Source organism: Roseovarius sp. BRH_c41, from assembly GCF_000961715.1.
GTDB lineage: Bacteria > Pseudomonadota > Alphaproteobacteria > Rhodobacterales > Rhodobacteraceae > Roseovarius.
In genome coordinates this window covers 20582-41474 of sequence record NZ_LADY01000065.1, presented here as the reverse complement: position 1 = coordinate 41474, position 20893 = coordinate 20582, and the positions used below count along the sequence as shown (strand labels likewise).

Here is a 20893-nt window from a genome sequence, read left to right as displayed (position 1 = left end):
TGTTTCATCGTTCCAAAAATACTCAAAATCCCCGCGCGCCTCACTCGAAGAGTTTGCGCAGTTTGCGCGCCGCTTTTTCCTCGAGACTTTGCCGTAAGGCATCTTCGAGATTCTGGCCCTCTTGCGGGGTGACGTTCAGCCGTTCCTGAACCTCGCGTTCCAGCCGGTCCTTGGCGTCTTGTTCCAGCTTGTCGCGTTCGGCCTTGAGGTTCATGCGCACCGCCTTTTCCAGATCCGGTTTGATCCGAGGGTTGGCCCAGGGCCCCTCGATCCGCACCGGGATGGCGAGGCCGCGGGTGTTCTCGCCCTCGAGCAAGACAGGGGTAAAGAGATAGTCGATGTCGCGCGCCCCAAGGCCGACGCGTCCCTGACCCGAGGCGCGGGCGAGAGGTAGTTTCATGGCCAAGTCCTGATTAAAGAGATTTCCCTTGTCCATGGTGAAACTGGCCGTCATCGCGTCAAAGATCGTGGTGCCGCCCGTCACATCGCCCGCACGCATCAGGCGGTCGAGGTCAAACCCGGAAATCACCCCGCGCCCGGTGCGCAAGCTGCCCTTGCCCGAGAGCGATTGCATGATCGTCTGCATGGAATTGCCCACGCCCAAGAATTCCAGCTCGCCGCTGCCAGCGGCGGCAAAGCGGGTGATGTCCATCGCGTCCGTGAGAAAGCGTTCGAGGTTGAGGTCGCTCACCGCAAGGGTGCCACCGACCGAGAGGCCGGAGCGGTTGTTGGCGATGAATTTCCCGGTGACGAGGCCGTCATAGGCGCGCAATTCGCGCAGGTCGAACACGGCGCGGGCGTTATCCAGTGTCATCAGGCTGCGGGTCTTGCCGAGTTTCAGATCGCCCAGATTGATGCTGTCGGCGATCAGGGCGACCTCGCCATTGGCGAGGGCAAGGGCGCTGGCGTCAATCGGGCTGGTGGACCAGCCGCTGTCGGTGCTGCCGGAGGCGGTGCTGTCAGCCCCTGCAAAGCGTGAGAGGTCCAGCGCGCCTGCGTTGAGTTGGGCGTTGATGCGTGGCACATCGCCCGCGAGGGCGATATCCGCCGCCCCGGCAATCGCGTTGCCGCCCAAGTTGAGCGCGAGGTTGCGCAGCGAGAGATCGAGCGCATCCGTGAGGGTGAGATCCGTGCCGCCCTTGACGCTGGCGCCGAAGCCGGGGGGCAATTCCAGCCGGTCAAGGCCAAGCGCTGCCAGAAAGGCATCGGTATCGCCAAGGTCGATGTCGAGCCGCCCTTGGAGTTGCGGTTGCGCCCCGCCGCGCCCGGCAAAGGCCACGCTGCCGCCCGGCCCGGAGAGCCGCGCCGACAGGCCCGTCACCGCCCCGTCGATGAATTGCCCCACCTGATCGAGTTGGCCCGCGAGGGTCACGGGGTTTGCGGTCTGGCGCAGCACCGCCTCAAAGGTGGCGGTGCCGTCGTAATCGGGCCAGCGCAGATCGAAATCCATGTTGCGGAATGCTTGCACCGTGCCGGTGGTGTGATCGGTATAGCTGAGGCTGGACCCGGTGATGAGCGCGCGGTCAAGCGTGAGGGCGAGCCGGTTGGAGGTGGCCAATGTCTCGCCTGATTGACCGGAGGGGGCCACGCCTTCGACGCCCAACTCCCAGTTCACCCGCCCATCGCTTGCACGTTCCAGCCGGATTTCGGGATTGACCGCCTCGAGCCCGGTGATGCGGATGTCGCCGCCAAAGAGCGCTTGCGGTTCCACGCCGATCTTGAGGCTGTCGGCGCGCAGCATCGGACCCGCGTCGGACCAGTCGGCATTGGCCACCTCGACCGCCCCGGTGGAGACGCCGAGGATGGGATAAAAGCTGATCGTGGTGTCGCCGGACATGGTGACCTGTCGGCCTGTCGCCTTGGAGATCTGGTCGGCGGCGATGCGGGCGATGCGTTCGCCGGGCAGGAAAAAGAGCGCGCCAAGGATGATGGCCAGCATGACCACAACCAATCCCAACAGTCGAAACAGCCACCGCATGGCATTGCCCCCTTTGCCGCTCCACTCGGACGCAGTCTAGGCGTGTGGGGTGGCGGGGGGCAACCGATTTTGGGCCTCGGCAATTTCAGAAAAGCTCTAGGCGGGCGGGCGGCGGCAGAGTATAGCGCGCGCATGGCTCAGAACCCTCCCTCCCTCCGCCCCGATCTCGCGCCGCGTGCGCGTCTGACTGACACGCCCCGCGCGGGCCAGCCGACGATTGGCATGGTCAGCCTTGGCTGTCCCAAGGCGCTGGTGGACAGTGAGCGGATTTTGACGCGGTTGCGCGCCGAGGGCTATGGGATTTCAGCCGATTATGCCGGGGCGGATGCGGTGATTGTCAACACCTGCGGTTTTCTGGATAGCGCCAAGGCCGAGAGCCTTGAGGCGATTGGCGAGGCGCTCTCTGAGAATGGCCGGGTGATTGTCACCGGCTGTCTGGGGGCGGAGCCCGAGTATATCACCGGGGTGCATCCGCGCGTCTTGGCCGTGACCGGCCCGCATCAATATGAGCAGGTGCTGGATGCTGTGCATCTGGCGGTGCCGCCCAGCCCCGATCCGTTCATTGATCTTTTGCCCGCCTCTGGTGTCAGCCTCACGCCGCGGCATTACAGCTATCTCAAGATTTCCGAGGGCTGCAATCACAAGTGCAAGTTTTGCATCATTCCCGACATGCGCGGCAACTTGCAGAGCCGTCCGGCGCATGCGGTGATCCGCGAGGCGGCAAAGCTGGTGGAGAGCGGTGTCAAAGAGTTGTTGGTGATCTCTCAGGATACCTCGGCCTATGGCGTCGATATCCGCCATGCCGAGGAGCGGGGGCACCGGGCGCATATCACCGATCTGGCGCGGGATCTGGGGTCACTGGGAGCATGGGTGCGGCTGCATTATGTCTATCCTTACCCGCATGTGCGCGATTTGATCCCGCTGATGGCTGAGGGGCTGGTGCTGCCGTATCTCGATATTCCATTTCAGCATGCGCATCCGGAGGTGCTGCGGCGCATGGCGCGGCCTGCGGCGGCGGCGCGGACCTTGGATGAGATTGCAGCATGGCGGAGCGTTTGCCCGGACCTCACGCTGCGCTCGACCTTTATCGTGGGTTATCCCGGCGAGACTGAGGCGGAGTTTCAGACGCTCTTGGAGTGGCTGGATGAGGCGCAATTGGACCGGGTGGGCTGTTTTCAATATGAGAATGTCGCCGGCGCGCGGTCCAACGCCCTGCCGGATCATGTGGCGGCGGAGGTCAAACAAGAGCGCTGGGATCGGTTCATGGAAAAGGCGCAGGCGATTTCCGAGGCCAAGCTGGCGGCCAAGGTGGGGCAGCGGATGGAGGTGATCGTGGATGAGATCGACGCCGACGGCATCGCCACCTGCCGCACCAAGGCCGATGCGCCCGAGATCGACGGGAACCTGTTCATTGATGAGGGGACCGAGGGGGTATCGGTCGGGGATATCGTCACGGTCGTGGTCGATGAGGCGGGGGAGTATGATTTGTGGGGGCGGTTGGGGGAGTGATTTAGGGATCCACGGGTATAGTTTTGTGGATAAGGTTATTCATCTACCCCCTCTTCAGATTCGTCCTGTAATGCGGCTACGCTCACATCCCCGGCTGTTGGCTTGTCTTCTTTGATGCGCGGCGCGGGTTTTCTCCATTCTGAGAGGTTTTGTCCAACCTCGCGGTAGAAGAACGGCACCACGTCTTCCAACTCCTTTATGAAGTTCACCTGCTGAGTGAATTTCGCACCTAACCTGCGTGCCATGAAGACATGAAAGCTAAGCACTTTAAGGCCGGTCTTATCTTTTTCGCAAATTGAAGGATCTGATATCAAATCGGACAGTGAAAATTGCGTGGTTTCACTTCTGCCCGGCCAACCAATTCGCACAAAAAGCTCTCCGCGCTTTTCGGTTTTGATTTGGCGTAATAGCCAGTTCACGCGTGCCTTGGATGATACCTTGTCTTCTGGTGCTCGTATCGTCATGCCAATGTCGATCGTGCGCCTTGCAATATCTGCGACAATTTCCAATGGGGCGGCAGCACCTGGGATATCCACAGCTGATCTCAACTGCCCGACGTCTTTGAGAGTTAATAGTTCATCCCTGTGCCGCTCTGTCGGGTCTTGGCGATGTTTCCTTGGCAGTCTCTCTTGCACAGTAGTTTCTGTTTGGCGGCTCAAGATCAGCGAAAGGTCTCTCGTTTCCTGATGCCATGCATCCAAAACAATTGACGCGTCTGAAGACTTGGCAGGAATTTTTCCTCCTGCCGAGATAAGACGATTTATCTCGGCCCATTCTGGCGGCATGCGATCAAAGCCCTTAACGCCTGCGCTTTCGTGGGTAAGAAAACGCCGCAGTTCGTTCAAAAGGAGTTTTTGATCATTGTCCGCCACCGCGTCCTTGTTCAACAGAATGTCGGTCGTTGTAAGAATTGACATCCATGACCAATGATAAACCGGCACCTTGGAACGGCTTTTGCGGACTTCTTCAATCGGGTGACTTTCTGGAGTGGTTGCGAATTGATTGGAGATAGTGATTATGCAATCAACACCCTGTTCTTTTGCGATTTCACGGTATCTTTCAATCTGGTCGGCAGCGAGATCAACACTCCCAACCTTTGCTTCGACAAGGGCACGCCACTGCTTTGCGCCGTTTTGCATGACTATCAGACCATCGGGGCGATCTTTCAGTTTCACTTTCTCATTCTTGAAAACTATCTCTGTGAAGGTGTTTAGTGTCGTGCGTTTGCCCACACGTTGTCCAACGCTGGCAATCAACTCCGCACCGAATTCCTCCACTTTGGAAATACAAGCTAGAACGATAGAGGTTGTGCGGCCTTCTTTTGAAGTTGTAGCTAATACGGGAAAAAGACGAGCGGTCTCTCCTTGAATCAGATAATCAGGGCGATCCATTGGTAAAATCCTTATGACAACTCACGCGAGCGTAGGCGATGGATGGCTGGATGCTCAATTAAAATAGTTGTGTAAGTTCATCGTCGTTTACGCCCCCGCGCGGAACAAGGCGCGCGGCTTTGTTCATCTCACCGCGACATTCTGTGGCTCTTTCCCCCGCGCTTGTGCGTTCTACCTCCCACCCCACAGGAGGCCCGCCATGACCCTACCCACCCAAGTGCTTTATAATGCCCGCTGTCCGGTGTGCCGGGCGGAGATAGTGCATTATGCGGGGTATGTGGAGGCGAAGGGATTGCCGGTCACGTTTCATGATCTCAATGCGGGTGGTCTTGAGCAGTGGGGGATTGACCCGGATCAGGCGGCGCGGCGGTTGCATGTGCGGCGCGGGGGGCAGGTGCTCTCGGGGGTTGAGGCCTTTGCGGCACTCTGGGCTGCCTTGCCGCGCTATCGTTGGGCGGCGCGGATTGTGGCCTTGCCGGGATTGAAGCAGGTGGCGGGACTGATTTATGAGCGGGTGCTTGCCCCGCGTCTTTATGCCAAGCATCTGGCACGGGAAGCCGCGCGCGCCGCGCGCTGAGGGCTTTCGCAGGCGCGCGGGCCAAGCTAGGGTGCGCGCGACGTGAGCGGAGACCCCAGAGACATGACCGAACCCCAGACCCTGTTGCGCCGTCTCTTTGACCGCGCTGTCGCCGTGGCCGACCCGATGCAGAGCCTGGCCCCCTATCTGCCTGCGCGCCCTGAGGGCCGTGTCGTGGTGATCGGTGCGGGCAAGGCGAGCGCACGCATGGCCGAGGCGGTCGAGGCGGAATGGGGCCCCTGCGAGGGGCTGGTGATCACGCGCTATGGCTATGCCCGGCCCTGTCAGGGCATCGAGATCGTCGAGGCGGCGCATCCGGTGCCGGATGCGGCGGGGATGCGCGCCACGGCGCGGATGCTTGATCTGCTACAGGGCTTGGGCGACGGCGATATGGTGCTGGCGTTGATTTCGGGCGGGGCGTCGTCGCTCTTGGTGCAGCCAGCGGGGGAGATGACGCTGGCGGACAAGCAGGCGGTCAATGCGGCGCTTTTGGCCTCGGGTGCGCCGATCGGGCAGATGAACGTGCTGCGCAAGCATTTGAGCCGCGTCAAAGGCGGGCAATTGGCGGCGGCGGCCTATCCGGCGCGGATGCATGCGCTGCTGATTTCCGATGTGCCGGGGGATGATCCGGGGATGATCGGATCGGGGCCGACCGTGGGCGAGGGCAGCACGGCTGCGCAGGCGCTCGAGATCGTGGCGCGCTATGGGATTGATCTGCCGGCGTCGGCGCGCGACGTGTTGGCGGGGCAGAGCGGTGTGGTGCCGCCGGATGATGCGCGGCTTAGCCGGGTCGAGAATGTGATCTATGCCGCCCCAGTGCAATCGCTGGAGGCGGCAGCCGAGGTGGCGCGAGCCGAGGGGCTGACGGTGCGTATTCTGGGCGATGCGCTGGAGGGGGAGGCGCGGGACGTGGCAGAGGTGCATGCGGTGCTGGCGCGTGATGTGCAAGCGGGGCTGGCACCGGGGGATGCGCCGGTGCTGCTGCTCTCGGGCGGTGAGTTGACGGTGACGCGGCGCGGCGATGGCGTGGGCGGGCCCAATGCGGAATATGCGCTGGCTTTGGCGCTCGCCTTGAATGGTGCGGGCGGTATTCACGCGCTGGCCTGTGACACCGATGGCGTTGATGGGGCTGCCGAGGTGGCGGGGGCGGTGATCGGGCCGGAGACGCTGGCGCAGGCCACAGCCGCCGGGGTTGACCCAGAGCAAGCACTGGCGATCAATGACGCGCATGGGTTTTTTGGTGCCATTGGCGGACAGGTGGTGACGGGGCCGACGCTGACCAATGTCAACGATTTCCGGGCAATTCTGATTGCGCCAGTATAGTTAAAACTGATCCCAGATCGTGCGCCCCAGATTATCCAGCCGCTCGGGTGAGCAAAAGAGCGAGATCGTCATGGTCGCGGTCCAGTCGCGCCCGCCCAAGCGGACCAGCGTGCCATCGGCCAGTTCCTGACGGATCGAGAATTCCGGCAGCCATGCCAGCCCCGCCCCGGCCAGTGTACGGCGTTTCAAGGCTTCGGCCAGCGCATCCATGTAGCGCAGGTTGAGCGCCGGGCGGCGGTTGCCGATGGTCTGGTCCACCACGGTGCCGAGAAAGGTGTTGGGATCATAGCTGAGATAGGGCACCTCTTGGCCCGCGCGTGGCGGCAGAGACCAGCCGTGACGCGCGGCGGCCTCGTGCTGGGCGACGGGGATGAGGCGTTCTTCGCAGATATCCTTGCGCTTGAAGCGGGTCTCGTCGAGGATCGGGGCCACGTCCTGATGCCGGTAGTAGAGCAGGAATTCGCAGCCCCCTTCGCTCAGGAGTTGGCAACAGGCGGTGAGGCTGTCGGAGATGACGCGGGTGCGCATCTCGGGATACTCGCGCTCGAGCGCTGCCATGCGCGGTTGCAGGAAATTGACCGAGATGGCGTGCAGGGCGGCGAAGCGTTGAAAGCTGGCATGGCCGCGCGCGCGTTCGCGGATCGCTTGGCGGGTGTCGGTGAGGTCCGCCACCGTCTGTTGCGCCACCGGGAGAAATTGCCGCCCCGCCTCGGAGAGTTGCACGGGATAGCTGGCGCGGTCGATGAGGGGCACACCGATCCAGGTTTCCAGAGACCGGATGCGACGGCTGAAGGCCGACTGCGTAATGTTGCGTTCCTCGGCGGCGCGGGTGAAATTCAGCGTCCGTCCCAAGCACACGAAATCGCGCAGCCAGTTGATGTCCATATGCGCCCTCTCTTTGCCACCAGACTGCGCCAGTCGGGTCAACCATGCAACATCGGAATAGTTTTATGAGATGTTTGAATTGGCCGACTCGTGGGGGGCTGTCCTAGCATTCAAGCCAAGATCAAAGACGAAGGCCGCATGAACGGTCTCGCGCAGCCCCCAACAAGGAGAAAGACATGAAAACTTCGCTGAAAGGACTGATCGCCACCACAGCACTCGGGCTGACGGTGGCGCTGCCCGCCTCGGCCGAGACAACGATCCGGCTGTCCACCTATGTGAACGAGGCGGACATTCGCTATGATGGCTTTGTGCATTTCGCAGAGTTGGTCGCGGAAAAGACCGGCGGGAGCGTCAAGGTCGAGATTTTCCCCTCGGCCACGCTGCATGGTTGGTCCGAGGGTGTGGATGCCGTTCAGGGCGGTGTCTCGGACATGAGCTGGATGCCCGCGGACGAGCGGTTGCCCTGTTACCGCGTCACCTCGCTCTATCCGGTGGCGGTGGATCTGGACGGGCAGATCGAGATGGACGCCGCCTACGCCGATCTGGTGCGCGATGAGGCGGCGGCGATCAACCTCGTGCCGGTGTTCAATTCCAATTATTCCTATGATCAGGAATGGTGGTTTGAAGAGGCGATTGACGATCTGGGCAATCTTGCGGGCAAGCAGGTTCGGTCCATCGGGCCGCTGGTCAGTCTGATGATCGAGACATGGGGCGGCGCGCCGGTCTTTGTGGCCCCCAAGGAGGTGTTTCAATCGGCCGAGCGTGGTGTGGTGGACGGGATCAACATGGGCGTTGCCACCTATTCCAGTTGGAAGCTGTGGGATGTGATGCCCTATATGGTCAAGGCCAGCCTGTTCTATGGCAATATCCAATACATGATGAACAAGGAAAAGTTCGACGGCATGACCGCCGACGAGCAGGCCGCTGTGATGGCCGCCGCCAAGGAAACCGAGGAATGGTTGAAGCCCCGGTATGAGGATTGGGTGGATCAGCGGGTTGGCAATGCGGTGATGAAGGGCGGCGGCGCGGCGGTGGCGATCCCCGAGGAAAAGCGGATGGAGCTGATTGCCAGCGTGCAGGGCAAGTGGGACGAGACGGTCGATGCGGCCTGTGGTCCGGACCTGGCTGGCAAGGTTCGTGATCTCTTTGCACAGCACGCGCCGTGATCTGACAGGCCCTTTGCGCCAAGCGCGCAGGGGGCCGCCCGTTGCATCAACAGGGAGACACGCCATGCAAAGCGGTCTTGACCGATGGATTGCCCATGTGGAACGCGCGGTTGTCTGGCTCGCTGGGGCGGGGGCCGTGGTGGTACTCGTGCAGATGGTGTGGATCAGCTACGGAGTTTTCACGCGCTACGCGCTCAACGCGCCCGACCGGATGGTGACAGAGGCAACCGCGCTCTTGCTCTTTCCGGTGGCCTTTGCGGGCCTCGCCTATGCGATGCGCGAGGATGCCTATCCCAAGGTTACGATGCTGACCGATACCCTGCCTGCCGGTCTGCGCAAGGCGGTGGCGGTGTTCAATCTCTGCGTGATGCTGGGGGTCGGTCTCTTCTTTTCGCTGGCGGGGGTGAGCGCCACGATCCGGTCATTCCATTCGGGCGCGTCGTCGGAAATCCTGCTTTGGCCGCGCTATGCGTTCTGGGCGCCGGGGGCCTTGGCGCTGGTTCTGTTTTCGATTTACGCTGTGCTGAGGCTGATCCGTCTCATACGCACGCCTGCGGCGGAGGTTTGAGCGATGGAATGGTATGAAGTCGGTCTTGGGCTGCTTGTCCTCTTGATGTTCCTGATCGCGGTGGGGGTGCCGATCCCCTTTGCGTTGGCGGCGGCGTCACTGCCGTTCCTGTGGCAAATCCAGACGTTTGAGACCTCGATCGCCTCGGCGGAGTTGAAGCTCTGGGGGGTGTGGATCGACTATATCCTGTTGGCGGTGCCGCTCTTTGTTTTCCTAGGGGAATTGATTGGCAAATCGTCGATTGGCCCGAACCTCTATCAATTTCTGCACCAAGGCGTGCGCGTGCGCGGCTCTGCCGCCTATGGCTCGATCGGGGCCTGCGCGGGGTTTGGCGCGGTCTGTGGCTCGTCCATGGTGGGGGCGCTGACCATCGGCGGCGTGGCCCTGCCCGAAATGCTGCGGTTGGGGTATGGCAAGCGGCTGTCGTCGGGGGTTCTGGCGGCGGGGGGCACGCTGAGTGTGCTTCTGCCGCCGTCGCTCATCCTCTTGTTTTACGGTATCGTCACGGATCAGAGCATCGGCGATCTCTTTATTGCGGGGGTCATTCCGGGGCTTATCCTTGTCACCTCTTTTGCGGTGGTGGTGCTGGTCTGGGGTATTCTGAAACCGGGTGATATTCCGGACCGTGAAGTGGCCGTCAAGATGGGACTGGTTCAGATTGCTGCCACCATTGCACCGATTGCCCTGATCGGATTGGTGATCACCGTGGCGATTTATGCCGGAATCGCCACCCCGACCGAAGCCTCTGCGGTGGCGGCTCTGCTGACGGTGATCCTTGCCTTTGGTGTGGGCGGGCTGACCTGGCAGGGGTTCAAGGAAGCGCTCTTTGCCACGATGCGGACCATGGGCTATCTCGGGCTGCTCTTGTCGGCAGGGGTGCTCTTTGGTTTTGTGCTGACCTACTACCGGGTGCCGCAGCAATTCACGGAGTTGTTCCTGAGCTTTGATCTGTCGCCCTTTGTCGTGCTGACCATCGTGTTGATTTTCTACATCGTGCTGGGGATGTTTCTTGAGCCGGTCTCGATGACCTTCATCACCCTGCCCACGATCTTTCCGCTGATGTCCGCCGCCGGGTTCGACCTTATCTGGTTCGGCGTGGTCTATACGATCACCATGGAGATTGCGGTGCTGACGCCGCCTGTGGGGCTCAACCTCTATGTGATCCAAGGGATCGGGCGCGGGCAGGTCAGCATTGGCGATGTGATCATGGGATGTCTGCCCTTTATTGGTGCGCTTGTGCTCTTGATCGTCATTCTCATCCTTGTGCCGGAGACTGCATTGTGGCTGCCCGATCAGATGCGTTGATCAGCCAGCGCGGACTTAGCTATCGCCGGGCGGGTGTGGGCCTGCCGCTGGTGCTGGTGCATGGGTATCTGGGCGGATCGGCGCAATGGCAGGCTGAGATCGCGCGGTTCTCGGAGCGTTTTGACGTTATTGCCCCAGATTTGCCGGGCTATGCCGGGTCTGCCGCGTTGCCAGCCGCTGATCGAATCGCGACCTTTGGTGCGGCGGTGGTGGATCTTTTGGATGACCTGGGTCTGGGACAGATCATCCTGCTGGGGCATTCCATGGGCGGTATGATCGTGCAGGAGATCGCTGCGACCCATCCGGATCGGATCATGCGGTTGATCCTCTATGGCACCGGCCCGTTGGGGGCGATGCCGGACCGGTTCGAACTCTTGGAGACCTCACGGGAGCGTATTCGCAGTGAGGGCGTGGCACAGACGATCCGGCGGATCGGGGCGACATGGTTTCGGGCGGGGACGGCGGCCAAGGGATTTGACATCGTGGCCGATCTGGGCGCGCAGGCCAGCGAGCGCGCCGCGCTGGCGGGTTTGGACGCGATGAGCCTCTGGGATGGGCGTGCGGCGCTGGGCCGACTGACCATGCCGACGCTCGTGCTCTGGGGGGACGGCGATCGCTCCTATCGCTGGCCGCAGGTCGAAGCGCTCTGGCAGGGGTTGCCGGATGCCGTGTTGGCCGTTGTGCCGGGCACCGCCCATGCCGTGCATCTAGAAAAGCCCGCCCTTTTCCACGCGCTCCTTGAGGATTTCGTGATGGTGTCATCGTGCGAGGCGTAAGACTGGCGTGGGACGGGTGAAAGGTGCGCGGTCTTGAGACAGCTTGCTATTCCGTTTGACACCTCAAGCGCGTAGAACATGCGGCGAGCGAGCAAGGTGGAGACTGTGATGCGCAAGGCATTTTGGAGCGCGTTGGCGGCGGTTATGCTGCTGAGTTGCATGGAGGCTGATCCCGCGATGGCGGCCTCGCTCGGGAGCTTTGAGGTGCATGGGGTCGAGGGCGACGACATGCTGAAAATGCGGGGCGGACCGGGCATTGGGTATAGTGTGATTGTCGGTTTGCCGAATGGGACCGTTTTGCGGGTGCATAGCTGTCAGCAGACCGGTGGCACACGCTGGTGTGAGGTTTCGTTGGAGCGGGCGCGTGGGTTGCGGGGATATGTGTCCTGGGCCTATTTGCGCAAGCTCTGAGGCAGATCTGCGATGGGGCATTCCTGATAAATCGGGTGTGACCCCTGGACTTCTAACGCGGTGGTCTAGCTGATAGGGTGGCAAATAGGGTGCAGGCCGTCCTGTGTCCTGTGTCCTGTGTCAGAATGATCGTGGCGGCGTCTGGTGATGAGGGTGATGTGATGAAACTGATCCACGGCAGACAGGTGGCAGGGCTGATGCTTGTGCTGTTGCTTGGCGTGGTGGCACCCCTCGTGCGCGCCGAGGCCGACATGGCGCATCCTGTTCCCTCTGCCGGGCTGATGTGGAACAAGACCGGATTGCCTGCCGTGTTTCCGCTTCAGGTCAAGACCTTGCCGGGGCAGGACTATTTTTTGACCCTGAGTGATGACGAGACCGGCGCGGCGGCTCTGGCCGCCTATATCAAAGGCGGCGATTTCTTTAAGATTCTGGTTCCGCCGGGTTCCTACAGGTTGCGATTTGCCGCTGGAAACATCTGGCAGGGGGAGGATGCTCTCTTTGGTCCGGGGGAGAAAACGGATGTTTTCGAGTTGCGAGATCCCCTTGTATTTGAAACCCGAGGGTTGGGGGTCAAGGCGGGTCACATCGTCAACCTGCGGAACCGCAAGCCCGGCCAGTTTGCCGAGGCCACGCTGAGCGATCAACTGATTTGCCAGTCATTCAGACCTGGATTCCCGCGGCGGATCGAGTCTGCACAGGCTGGGGTGCGGGAGTGGGATCGGCAGCGGCACGGGCTGTATGAGACCCAGCGCAAGGATCTGCCGGGGGTGAGCGGAGATTTTCCGGGCAAAACCAGACCCTTTGAGCCGACGTCCTATGCGTATACAGTGCCCCGCCAAGATGTGCGGTCCCGGTACTGCGGATAGGCCTGCCTCAGACCGAGCGTGCGCCGGGCCTGAGGCGCTAGGGGCGGCATGGCTGGTTCGGGTTTCGGTGCCATGACGCCTTTGTCTTAGTCGCTTTGCGGTGCCACCTCGGGCTCTGCGTCGGCGGGCGCTGAATCGGCGGGCGCGGCTTCTGCGGGTTCCGGAGCGGTGTCGGGGCTATTGTCCGTTTCCACAGTGACCGAGACATCGCCGTCCGTCGGTGTGGCGGATTGCGTTGATGGCACCCCATCGCCGAAGACGAAAAAGATGATCACCGCGATGACCACGACAATACCGCCGAGCAGGAACCAAAGGGTCGCGCCGCTTCCCGATGATCTCTCGGTGGTGCGGGTGATCGTCGTGTGGGTGCTCTCGGGCGTCTTCTCCGTTTTGACTTCATCCATGTTGTGTCTCCTTAACATCTGGCACTGCACCAGCGTGCGTTCCAAGGTGATCCCTGTTCTGGAGGGCACCGCGTAGGGCCTCCGGTTTTGATAGGGTCAGGATCTTACAACCCGTTGAGCCTGTCTCTGGTTCCATTGATGCCGTGCGTGAGGGTTCGAGCTTTGCTGACAAGCCCATTTCTCCGGTGACGCTATCGCGCAAGTTTCCGCTGATTTTGGACGGCGCAGGGAACGGAAGAGGCTTGCGCGCGTTGGGTCCATGACGATCACAGATTCCAAAGTGAAAGGAGGTCGTCATGCCTGCTCCTCTTAGAACGTTCATGGTGCTGCTTTGGGTGAGTTCCATTGCAGGCGCCGGTGTCGTTGCGTTTCTCAGTATCGGATGGGTCACTTGGCCAGCCTTTGCGACGGCTGGCGTGCTGGGCGTAGTTCTTGGTGTGCCGGCTGGCATCTGGACAGCGCGTGCCGTCAAGCGGGACGATCCGAACTGGCCTCCAAACCGTGTGCGGACCCGCAAGCCCGACCGATCCTGACGATCGGTGATCCTGTGGTGATGCGGAATGCGTCGTGCGGACGCAAAGTCTGCGCTGGTTCCCAAGGACGGCGAATTTGGTGTTGAAATAGAGCACCAAAGGGCTGGTGTTGGTGCGTGTGTCATCCCAGATTAGGGCGATGAAACAGTTACAGGCCCTCTGGCAGGGCAGCTTGGATCTTGGCGACGCGTTTTGGACCTGGGCTATCGTTGGTGGTCTAATCGTCAACCTGACGACCAGCATCCTGTTTATCGGTCTGATGACCTTTGATCTTCCGTGGCTTGCGCTTTTGGTGGGCTATGGCTGTTCACTTCCCTACAACTTTGTGGCGCTCGTGGGTGTCTGGAGATCGTCGGCGCGGTATGAGGGGCCGAGCCTCCACGTGGAGTTGGCGCGTGGCGTCACAGCCATCCTCATGGTCGCATTGAGTGTGACATGAGGTCCGTCGTATCGGGGCGTGGCGCGACGCTTGCCGCAGATTGCCTTGACTCTGAATTGGTGAGAAGATCAGCGGCATGACCACAGGGAATCCATTCGCTCGCGTAACGCGCCACGTGCTTGTCACGTGGGCTATGGTGCTGTCGATGTTGCTGGTCTGGGCAGGGGGTTTTGGCGCAACCAATGCCACCTCTGAACCTTTTGCGAGAGGGGCCGCGATCAGCGGTGCTGAGGCGCCCGAATTTGCGGCGTTGGAGATCAAGACCAGCCTGTTGCCGCGCGCGTCCGATGACAGATATGCATCGGATGTGGACCCGATTCTGACCGTCCCCCCGTCTGCTTGGGAAAGCTGGTCGGTGTCAGGGGCTGGATGGGTTGCATGCGGGTCGGATGTCCCGGTTGACCGGGCGCACCAGCCGCATTCCCCGAGGGCACCGCCCGCCGCCTGATGCTCGGGCAGGATGGTGAGAGCTGTGGACAGCTCTGACTTCTGCCGCGTCATCGAAGCGGCTTTGTGATCTTTCGATCCGTTGCCTTGTGGTGCTGGCTCTGCTGGCGACAAGGGCTCTGGAGTGACTGTCCTGCCGATCCACAGTCTTTCCCCGATCTCGTCGATGTTGCCGGAGTGGGCGCGATGCCCGTCGGTCAGTGTCGGTTCAAGGACACGATCATGCTGAATACCATTTTCTGGAAACGCCTCTTGATATGGAGCGTTTGCCTCTGGGGCCTCGTCGTTGCGTTGCCTAATGCCTTTTACCCTCAGGTCGAGCGATACAACGATGCTGTCGCGCTTCAGGCTGAGACCGGGGCCGTGCCGTCCGAGCTGGCGGGCTGGCCGTCATGGCTTCCGTCAGACTTGGTCAGCTTGGGACTCGATCTGCGCGGTGGTGCGCATCTTTTGGCCGAGGTGCAGGTCGAAGACGTCTATGCAGCGCGGATGGACGCGCTTTGGCCACAGGTTCGGGATGCGCTGCGCGACGTCCGGGACGAGGTTGGACCATTTCGACGAGAGGAGGCCGCAGCGGATGAGTTGCGGATCGCACTGTCCGACCCTGTCGGGAGCGAGGCGGCACTGGCCGCAATCCGGGCTTTGGCCTCGCCCGTTGTTTCCTTGACCGGGGCGGGACAGACAGACCTCGACATTCACGCCGAAAGAGGCGTTCTGAGCGTGACCTTGTCAGACGCGGAACGCGCAGTGACGGATGAACGCACAGTGCAGCAAAGCCTCGAGATCATCCGCCGCCGGGTCGATGAGGTCGGCACCCGCGAGCCGACGATCCAGCGACAGGGGGCTGACCGCATTCTGATTCAGGTTCCAGGCATCGGATCTGCCTCTGAGCTGAAGGCGTTGATCGGCACGACGGCGCGGCTGACGTTTCATCCGGTCATCGGTCGTGCGGCGTCTGCGGATGCGGTGGCAGAGCCCGGCACGCTGATCCTGCCGTCGCTGGAGGATGCGGGGTCGTTTTATAGGGTCGATCAAACCCCGGTCGTCAGCGGTGACAATCTTGTCGATGCCAAGCCGATGTTTGACCGGAACAACCGCCCGGCCGTCAGCTTTCGCTTTGATCCCACGGGCGCACGCGCGTTTGGTGATTATACCGCCACTCATATCGGTCAGCCCTTTGCGATTGTTCTGGATAACGAGGTGATCAGCGCCCCGGTGATCCAGAGTCATATTGCCAGCGGGTCGGGGATCATCACGGGGCAGTTTACGGTTGAAGATAGCACCGAACTGTCCGTGCTGCTGCGCGCAGGAGCTTTGCCGGCAGAAATGACCTTTCTCGAGGAACGCACCATCGGTCCGGAACTGGGGCAGGACAGCATCGACGCGGGCCAGCGTGCGGCTGCTATCGGTATGGTGGCCGTGATCGTGTTTATGGTGGCGTGTTACGGCAGTTTCGGTGTCATGGCTGTTTTTGCCCTGAGCCTCAACATGGCGCTTCTCATTGCGGCGCTGTCGGTAATCGGGGCCACCCTGACCCTTCCGGGCATTGCCGGGATCGTGTTGACGATGGGCATGGCGGTCGATGCGACTGTATTGATCTTTGAGCGTATCCGCGAAGAGTTGCGACAGGGGCGCTCTGCCGGTCGCGCGATCGAGCTTGGCTTTCAACGGGCGCTCTCGGCCATTCTGGACAGCAATATCACCGGGTTGCTGACGGCACTGATCATGTTTGCCATTGGCTCGGGGGCTGTGCGTGGATTTGCGGTGACGCTGGGGCTTGGTCTTGTGACGTCGATGTTTACCGCCATCTATGTGACGCGCTTGATTATCCAGACATGGATGCGGTGGCGCAACCCGGGCTCCATCACCCTGAAGGGCTGGATCAAGCTGGCGCCCGACAGGACCACGATAGACTTTTTCCGAGCACAATGGGCCACCTTTGGGGTCTCGGTTTTCGCGGTTGTAGCCTCGCTGTTGCTGGTGGCGACACTGGGCCTCAACTTTGGGATCGACTTCAAGGGTGGTACGACCTTTCGGACTGAGGCTGCACAGGAGATCAATCTGGAAGCGTATCGGGCGGCGCTGTCAAGTTTGCAGCTAGGAGATGTGGCGATTTCCGAGGTGTTCGATCCGGGATTTCGGGCGGATCAGCACGTCGCCATGATCCGGGTGCAGGCGCAGGATGGCGGTGAGGCGATATCAGTCGAAACCGTCCAGCAGGTGCAGGCGGCCCTGCGCGCGGTCGATCCGGGCATTGCGTTCACTGCGGTGGAGTCCGTCGGCCCCAAGGTCTCGGCTGAGCTGATCTGGCTGGCGCTGATGGCGGTTGGGGCGGGGGCCTTTGGGATTCTCGTCTATGTCTGGATGCGCTTCGAGTGGCAATTCGCCGTCGGCACTGTGGCGGCGCTGGCGCATGACGTGATTGTCACGATTGGTGTCTTTGCGCTGTTCCAGTTCAAGTTCGATCTGACCATCGTGGCGGCGTTGCTGACGATTCTGGGCTATTCGGTCAACGATACGGTCGTGATCTTTGACCGGCTGCGCGAGAACCTCACGAAGTTCAAGATCATGCCGTTGCGCGAGTTGATGAACCTCTCGGCCAATGAGACATTGAGCCGGACGTTGATGACGGCGGTGACAACACTGATCGCGCTGATCGTGCTTTTGGTCTTTGGCGGCGATGTGATCCGTGGCTTTGTCTTTGCCATGGTTTTTGGTGTGATCATCGGGACTTGGTCCACGCTTTATGTCGCCAAGAACATCGTTCTATTCCTGGGGTTGGATCGCAGCGATGTTCCAAAGTGGAAGGCAAATCACAAGTTCGCAAAGATTGATGCCTGAGCGGTGCTGGCGGCACTAGCCCCAGTGCCGGTGTCGCCATCTGGTCCGGTGAATTTCTTTCACCGGGGCTTGAAGTGCCGTGAGAGGCACACGATTTCTTGATGACGGACCGGGCCCCTCTGACGATGGTCTCCCATCGTGATGTCGGACCGTAACATGTGAACACGTGCGCTTGAGACATGCCCGGTTTGGACCTCGTTCTGAGCGGTTGTTTGTCTGGCGCGTAACGCCGCTCGAGAGGGTCCTGTCTTGGAAATCCTGTTTCTGCTCTTTCTGGGCAAGCCGCTTTGGATGTGGCTTGTCTTTTTGACGATTGTCGTGGCCTTGCTGGTCTTTGACCTTGGTGTTCTGCACAAGGACGACCATGAGATCGGGGTGGCCGAAAGCCTCAGGCTGTCTGCGCTCTATATCACGCTCGGCCTTTGTTTTTCCGGTTTCATCTGGTGGCAGATGGATGCCACGGCCACGGCCCAGTATTTGACCGCCTTCGTGGTGGAAAAATCACTGGCGATGGACAATATCTTTGTGATCGCCCTGATTTTTGGCTTCTTCGCAATCCCGCGCGCATACCAGCACCGGGTGCTGTTCTGGGGCGTGCTTGGGGTGATCGTATTGCGGGGCATCATGATCAGCCTCGGCGCGACCATCGTCGAGCAGTATCACTGGGTCCTTTATCTTTTTGCGGCCTTCTTGATCTTTACAGGGGTCAAAATGCTCTTTGTCGCCGACAAGGAACATACGTTCGAGGAAAACGGGCTGATCCGGTTTCTCAAGCGGCGGATACCCGTGACGGAGGAGTTGCACGGCCATAGTTTCCTAGTCAGAAAGCCGCATCCCGAAACGGGCCGCATGATGCGATATGCAACGCCGCTGCTTCTTGCGCTGATCGTGATCGAAGTCGCTGACATCGTCTTTGCGGTCGACTCGGTTCCGGCGGTCTTTACCATCACAACGGACCCCTACATCGTCTATACCTCGAACATCTTTGCGATTCTTGGCCTGCGTGCGCTCTACTTTGCCCTGGCGGCGATCCTGCACCGCTTTGCCTATCTGAAATACGCGCTGTCGGTTCTGTTGGTGTTTATCGGGTCCAAGATCTTTGTCGCGGAGGCGATGGGCTGGGAGAAGTTTCCGCCCGCATGGTCGCTGGGCATCACCTTTGCCATTCTTGGCATCGGGGTAGCGTTCTCGCTGTGGAAGACCGGGTCGTCGGGTGGTGATCCTGTGGCCGTCGAAATCAAGGACCGTCGGACGCACATCTGAGCGAGATTTCAAACGCCGATCATGGCGGTCGCGGGGGGAGTTAGGGTGAGAGGCTGGACAACGACCCAAGCGGGGCTCGTTACGGCTGCTTCCTTCCGGACCTGACCGGGTTGGCGAGGTGCCTGCCCGCGCCAACCTCTCAGGGGTGCATATAGGCCGACGGTTCGAGATGTGCAAGAGTTGGCTGCTCTGTGGATAGAGGCAGGCTGAGGCGCAGAAATCCCGCGTGGGTGAGGCCAAGATCTGTGGCACCCATAGCGGTGATGTCCTCTGGATGGGCGCGCAAACCGGGGCCGGTTTCCACCGTCACGGTGGTTCCGGGTAGCGGAGCAAAGCGCCATGTGGGACGGGCATCGGGCGTGATATGCCGCCGCATCGCGATATGATCGGCCAGGAGATCACGCACCGGGCGGTTGTCCGAGTAGATCAATCCCTGTGCCGCGAGAGGGGCGAACGGTCCACCTCCGTGCGCGCGATAGCTGTTTGTGGCGATGATGAAGAACGCGTCGTCCCGGAGAGGGTGGCCCGCATAGCGCAGATCCTGGATGCGCGTGGCGTCGGGATGGCTCTGCGCGCCGCTCATGGTGTAGCGGGCGGGTTGGCTGACGTCGATGGTATAGCTGAGCCCGTCTATCACGTCGAAATCATGCCCCGGAACCGCAGGGTCGAGGAGCGGCTGGTTTGACAGGCCGGGGATGATCTGATGATAGCAGATCGCGGCGCGTTCCAGCCAGTCGCGCAGATCGGCCCCGGTCACGAGCAGACCGCAGAGCGTATTGGGGAAGCCGTAAAGATCGGCGACGTTGCGCAGGCGCAGCGGGCCTGCGGGGATATCGGTGAAATGTCCGGGGCCACCCCGGCCACCGGTCTTGAACGGGGCCGTGGCGGATAAGAGTGGCAGGTCGGCATAGGGGCCGCCCGCGAGGGCAGACGCAAGCGCGTGGCGTTGTGCGTCATTCACCAGTTGCAGGGAGGGATCGTTGCGCAGCAGAGCAAGATAGCTATGGAGCGGCGCGTCGGTCTGGCCGATGTCGCGCGCGGTGAGGGTGAGGGTCCGGGCATGCGCCGTTTCAAGCAGCGTGCAGAGCGCGGGGCAGGGGGCGGCGGCGGCGCTGGGCAGGAGTGTCGTTTGATGGGAGGTCACGCGCCAAGACCCGGCGGTATCGCGGGTCAGCGTCAGATCAAGCTGACCCAGATGGTCGCCGCGAAATCCAGCCATGAGGCAGGGTGTATCGTGCAGGGTGCCGCAAACGGTATCCACCCGGTCAATATCGCGATGCTCGGGACCTGGAAAGCTCTTGTGGCTGTGGCCTGCAAGCAGGGCGTCAATGCCGGGCAGGCGCGCGAGCGCCCGCGCGGCGTTTTCCATCATCGGGCGGTCGGGGCCCGGGTCGATGCCGGTATGGGCCAGCACGACCACGATGTCGACCCCGGCGGACCGCAGCGCAGGCAGCCAGGCGCGGGCGCTCTCGACCATGTCGCGCGCCTCGATCCGGGACGACAGGCGGGCGTGATCCCACGTCATGATTTGTGGTGGCACGAGGCCAAGAATGCCGACGCGCAGAGTGTGCACCTGCCCGGTCTCGTCGCGCATCTGTCGGGAGAGCAGGAGATAGGGCGGCAAAAGTGTGCTGTCCTCGGTCGGGATGTCGCCGCGCCGGGTGAGCACATTGCAGCAGGTCAGCGGAAAGCGGGCCTCTGCCAGGGTTTCCATGAGCCAATCGAGGCCAAAGTTGAATTCGTGATTGCCGAGCGTGCCCGCGTCATAGCCGATCTGGTTCATCGCGGCGATCACCGGGTGTGGGGTCTGCGCGCCGTGGTTCTGATGTGCGGTGAGATCCGTGAGCGGTGTGCCCTGGAGGAAGTCGCCGTTGTCGAACAACAGACAGTTGTCCGCGCCAGGTTCGGATCGGGCGTGGCGGATCAGCGTGGCAAGGCGCGCCAGACCCCACGGGCGGTCGGATCGGTTGGTGTAGTAGTCGAAGGGCAGGAGATGGCCGTGGACATCCGTTGTCTGCAAGAGCCGCAAGCGCAGGGGGGCGTCGCGGGACGGATGGCGGGGAACTTGAGTGGTAAACTCGGTCAAATTGTGAACGCTCTGCTGCCGGGTTCGTCGCCCAGCGTTATTTGATTTTGAACTCTATCCACTGGTTACAACTACATAATATGCCATGGGCTTGGGGAGCGTTGCATGTCGGATCATAGCGATCA

The 20893-nt window shown here is 61.3% G+C and carries 18 protein-coding genes and 1 other RNA gene; 13 read left to right on the top strand and 6 right to left on the bottom strand.

What is annotated here, in order from left to right; genetic code table 11:
* Window positions 1-40 precede the first annotated feature (40 nt).
* A complete protein-coding gene (locus VR71_RS21780) occupies window positions 41-1978 on the bottom strand; it encodes an AsmA family protein (RefSeq protein WP_045686475.1) in 1938 nt (645 codons plus the stop codon).
* 132 nt (window positions 1979-2110) lie between these two features.
* On the opposite strand from VR71_RS21780, the gene rimO reads away from it, so the two are divergent.
* Window positions 2111-3487 carry a 30S ribosomal protein S12 methylthiotransferase RimO gene (rimO, locus tag VR71_RS21775; protein ID WP_045686474.1) on the top strand — a complete coding sequence of 459 codons (1377 nt, stop codon included), beginning with the start codon at window positions 2111-2113 and terminating at the stop codon, window positions 3485-3487.
* A gap of 35 nt (window positions 3488-3522) precedes the next feature.
* On the opposite strand, the gene VR71_RS21770 is transcribed toward rimO, so the two are convergent.
* Window positions 3523-4878 carry a hypothetical protein gene (locus VR71_RS21770; protein WP_045686473.1) on the bottom strand — a complete coding sequence of 452 codons (1356 nt, stop codon included), beginning with the start codon at window positions 4876-4878 and terminating at the stop codon, window positions 3523-3525.
* A gap of 199 nt (window positions 4879-5077) precedes the next feature.
* Between VR71_RS21770 and VR71_RS21765 the strand changes: the two genes are divergently transcribed.
* Together VR71_RS21765 and VR71_RS21760 are read left to right on the top strand one after the other, a co-directional pair.
* Complete coding sequence (locus VR71_RS21765; RefSeq protein ID WP_045686472.1) at window positions 5078-5455, top strand: thiol-disulfide oxidoreductase DCC family protein; 378 nt, start codon at window positions 5078-5080, stop codon at window positions 5453-5455.
* Between the two features lie 63 nt (window positions 5456-5518).
* Complete coding sequence (locus tag VR71_RS21760) at window positions 5519-6778, top strand: glycerate kinase (protein ID WP_045686471.1); 1260 nt, start codon at window positions 5519-5521, stop codon at window positions 6776-6778.
* Here VR71_RS21760 and VR71_RS21755 read toward each other — a convergent pair whose 3' ends face one another.
* Window positions 6779-7663: a LysR substrate-binding domain-containing protein gene (locus VR71_RS21755; RefSeq protein WP_045686470.1), complete on the bottom strand. Its 885-nt coding sequence runs from the start codon at window positions 7661-7663 to the stop codon at window positions 6779-6781.
* 176 nt (window positions 7664-7839) lie between these two features.
* Between VR71_RS21755 and dctP the strand changes: the two genes are divergently transcribed.
* The 6 genes from dctP (at window position 7840) to VR71_RS21725 (ending at window position 12755) form a co-directional block, all read left to right on the top strand.
* Window positions 7840-8829 (top strand): TRAP transporter substrate-binding protein DctP, encoded by a 990-nt coding sequence (gene dctP / locus VR71_RS21750; RefSeq protein WP_045686469.1) that lies wholly within the window; start codon window positions 7840-7842, stop codon window positions 8827-8829.
* Window positions 8830-8893: 64 nt separating this feature from the next.
* On the top strand, window positions 8894-9397 hold the full coding sequence (locus VR71_RS21745) for a TRAP transporter small permease (protein WP_045686468.1): 504 nt from the start codon (window positions 8894-8896) through the stop codon (window positions 9395-9397).
* Window positions 9398-9400: 3 nt separating this feature from the next.
* A complete protein-coding gene (locus VR71_RS21740) occupies window positions 9401-10702 on the top strand; it encodes a TRAP transporter large permease (RefSeq protein WP_045686467.1) in 1302 nt (433 codons plus the stop codon).
* A complete protein-coding gene (locus tag VR71_RS21735; protein ID WP_296430742.1) occupies window positions 10678-11478 on the top strand; it encodes an alpha/beta hydrolase in 801 nt (266 codons plus the stop codon). The genes VR71_RS21740 and VR71_RS21735 overlap by 25 nt, the downstream gene beginning before the upstream one ends.
* Window positions 11479-11586: 108 nt before the next feature.
* Window positions 11587-11889 (top strand): SH3 domain-containing protein, encoded by a 303-nt coding sequence (locus tag VR71_RS21730; protein ID WP_045686590.1) that lies wholly within the window; start codon window positions 11587-11589, stop codon window positions 11887-11889.
* Window positions 11890-12050: 161 nt separating this feature from the next.
* The gene (locus VR71_RS21725) at window positions 12051-12755 is read left to right on the top strand and encodes a hypothetical protein (RefSeq protein WP_045686589.1); all 705 of its coding nucleotides are present in this window, start codon (window positions 12051-12053) and stop codon (window positions 12753-12755) included.
* An 86-nt stretch (window positions 12756-12841) separates the two neighbouring features.
* Here the strand turns inward: VR71_RS21725 and VR71_RS21720 are convergent, their stop codons facing one another.
* Window positions 12842-13159, bottom strand: a complete 318-nt coding sequence (locus tag VR71_RS21720; RefSeq protein WP_045686466.1) for a hypothetical protein — start codon at window positions 13157-13159, stop codon at window positions 12842-12844.
* Window positions 13160-13455: 296 nt separating this feature from the next.
* Between VR71_RS21720 and VR71_RS21715 the strand changes: the two genes are divergently transcribed.
* From VR71_RS21715 to VR71_RS21695, 4 genes are all read left to right on the top strand, one after another.
* Entirely contained in the window at window positions 13456-13692 is a 237-nt protein-coding gene (locus VR71_RS21715) for a hypothetical protein (protein ID WP_296430740.1), read from the top strand.
* A gap of 139 nt (window positions 13693-13831) precedes the next feature.
* Complete coding sequence (locus VR71_RS21710) at window positions 13832-14131, top strand: hypothetical protein (RefSeq protein ID WP_045686464.1); 300 nt, start codon at window positions 13832-13834, stop codon at window positions 14129-14131.
* A gap of 669 nt (window positions 14132-14800) precedes the next feature.
* Complete coding sequence (secD, locus tag VR71_RS21700; protein WP_045686462.1) at window positions 14801-17419, top strand: protein translocase subunit SecD; 2619 nt, start codon at window positions 14801-14803, stop codon at window positions 17417-17419.
* 249 nt (window positions 17420-17668) lie between these two features.
* Window positions 17669-18682 (top strand): TerC family protein, encoded by a 1014-nt coding sequence (locus VR71_RS21695; RefSeq protein WP_045686461.1) that lies wholly within the window; start codon window positions 17669-17671, stop codon window positions 18680-18682.
* Window positions 18683-18725: 43 nt separating this feature from the next.
* Here VR71_RS21695 and ffs read toward each other — a convergent pair.
* Together ffs and VR71_RS21690 are read right to left on the bottom strand one after the other, a co-directional pair.
* Window positions 18726-18824: signal recognition particle sRNA small type (gene ffs / locus VR71_RS25380), an RNA gene on the bottom strand.
* Window positions 18822-20768, bottom strand: a complete 1947-nt coding sequence (locus VR71_RS21690) for a bifunctional 2',3'-cyclic-nucleotide 2'-phosphodiesterase/3'-nucleotidase (protein WP_045686460.1) — start codon at window positions 20766-20768, stop codon at window positions 18822-18824. Before VR71_RS21690 ends, ffs begins: the two co-directional genes overlap by 3 nt.
* Window positions 20769-20893 lie beyond the last annotated feature (125 nt).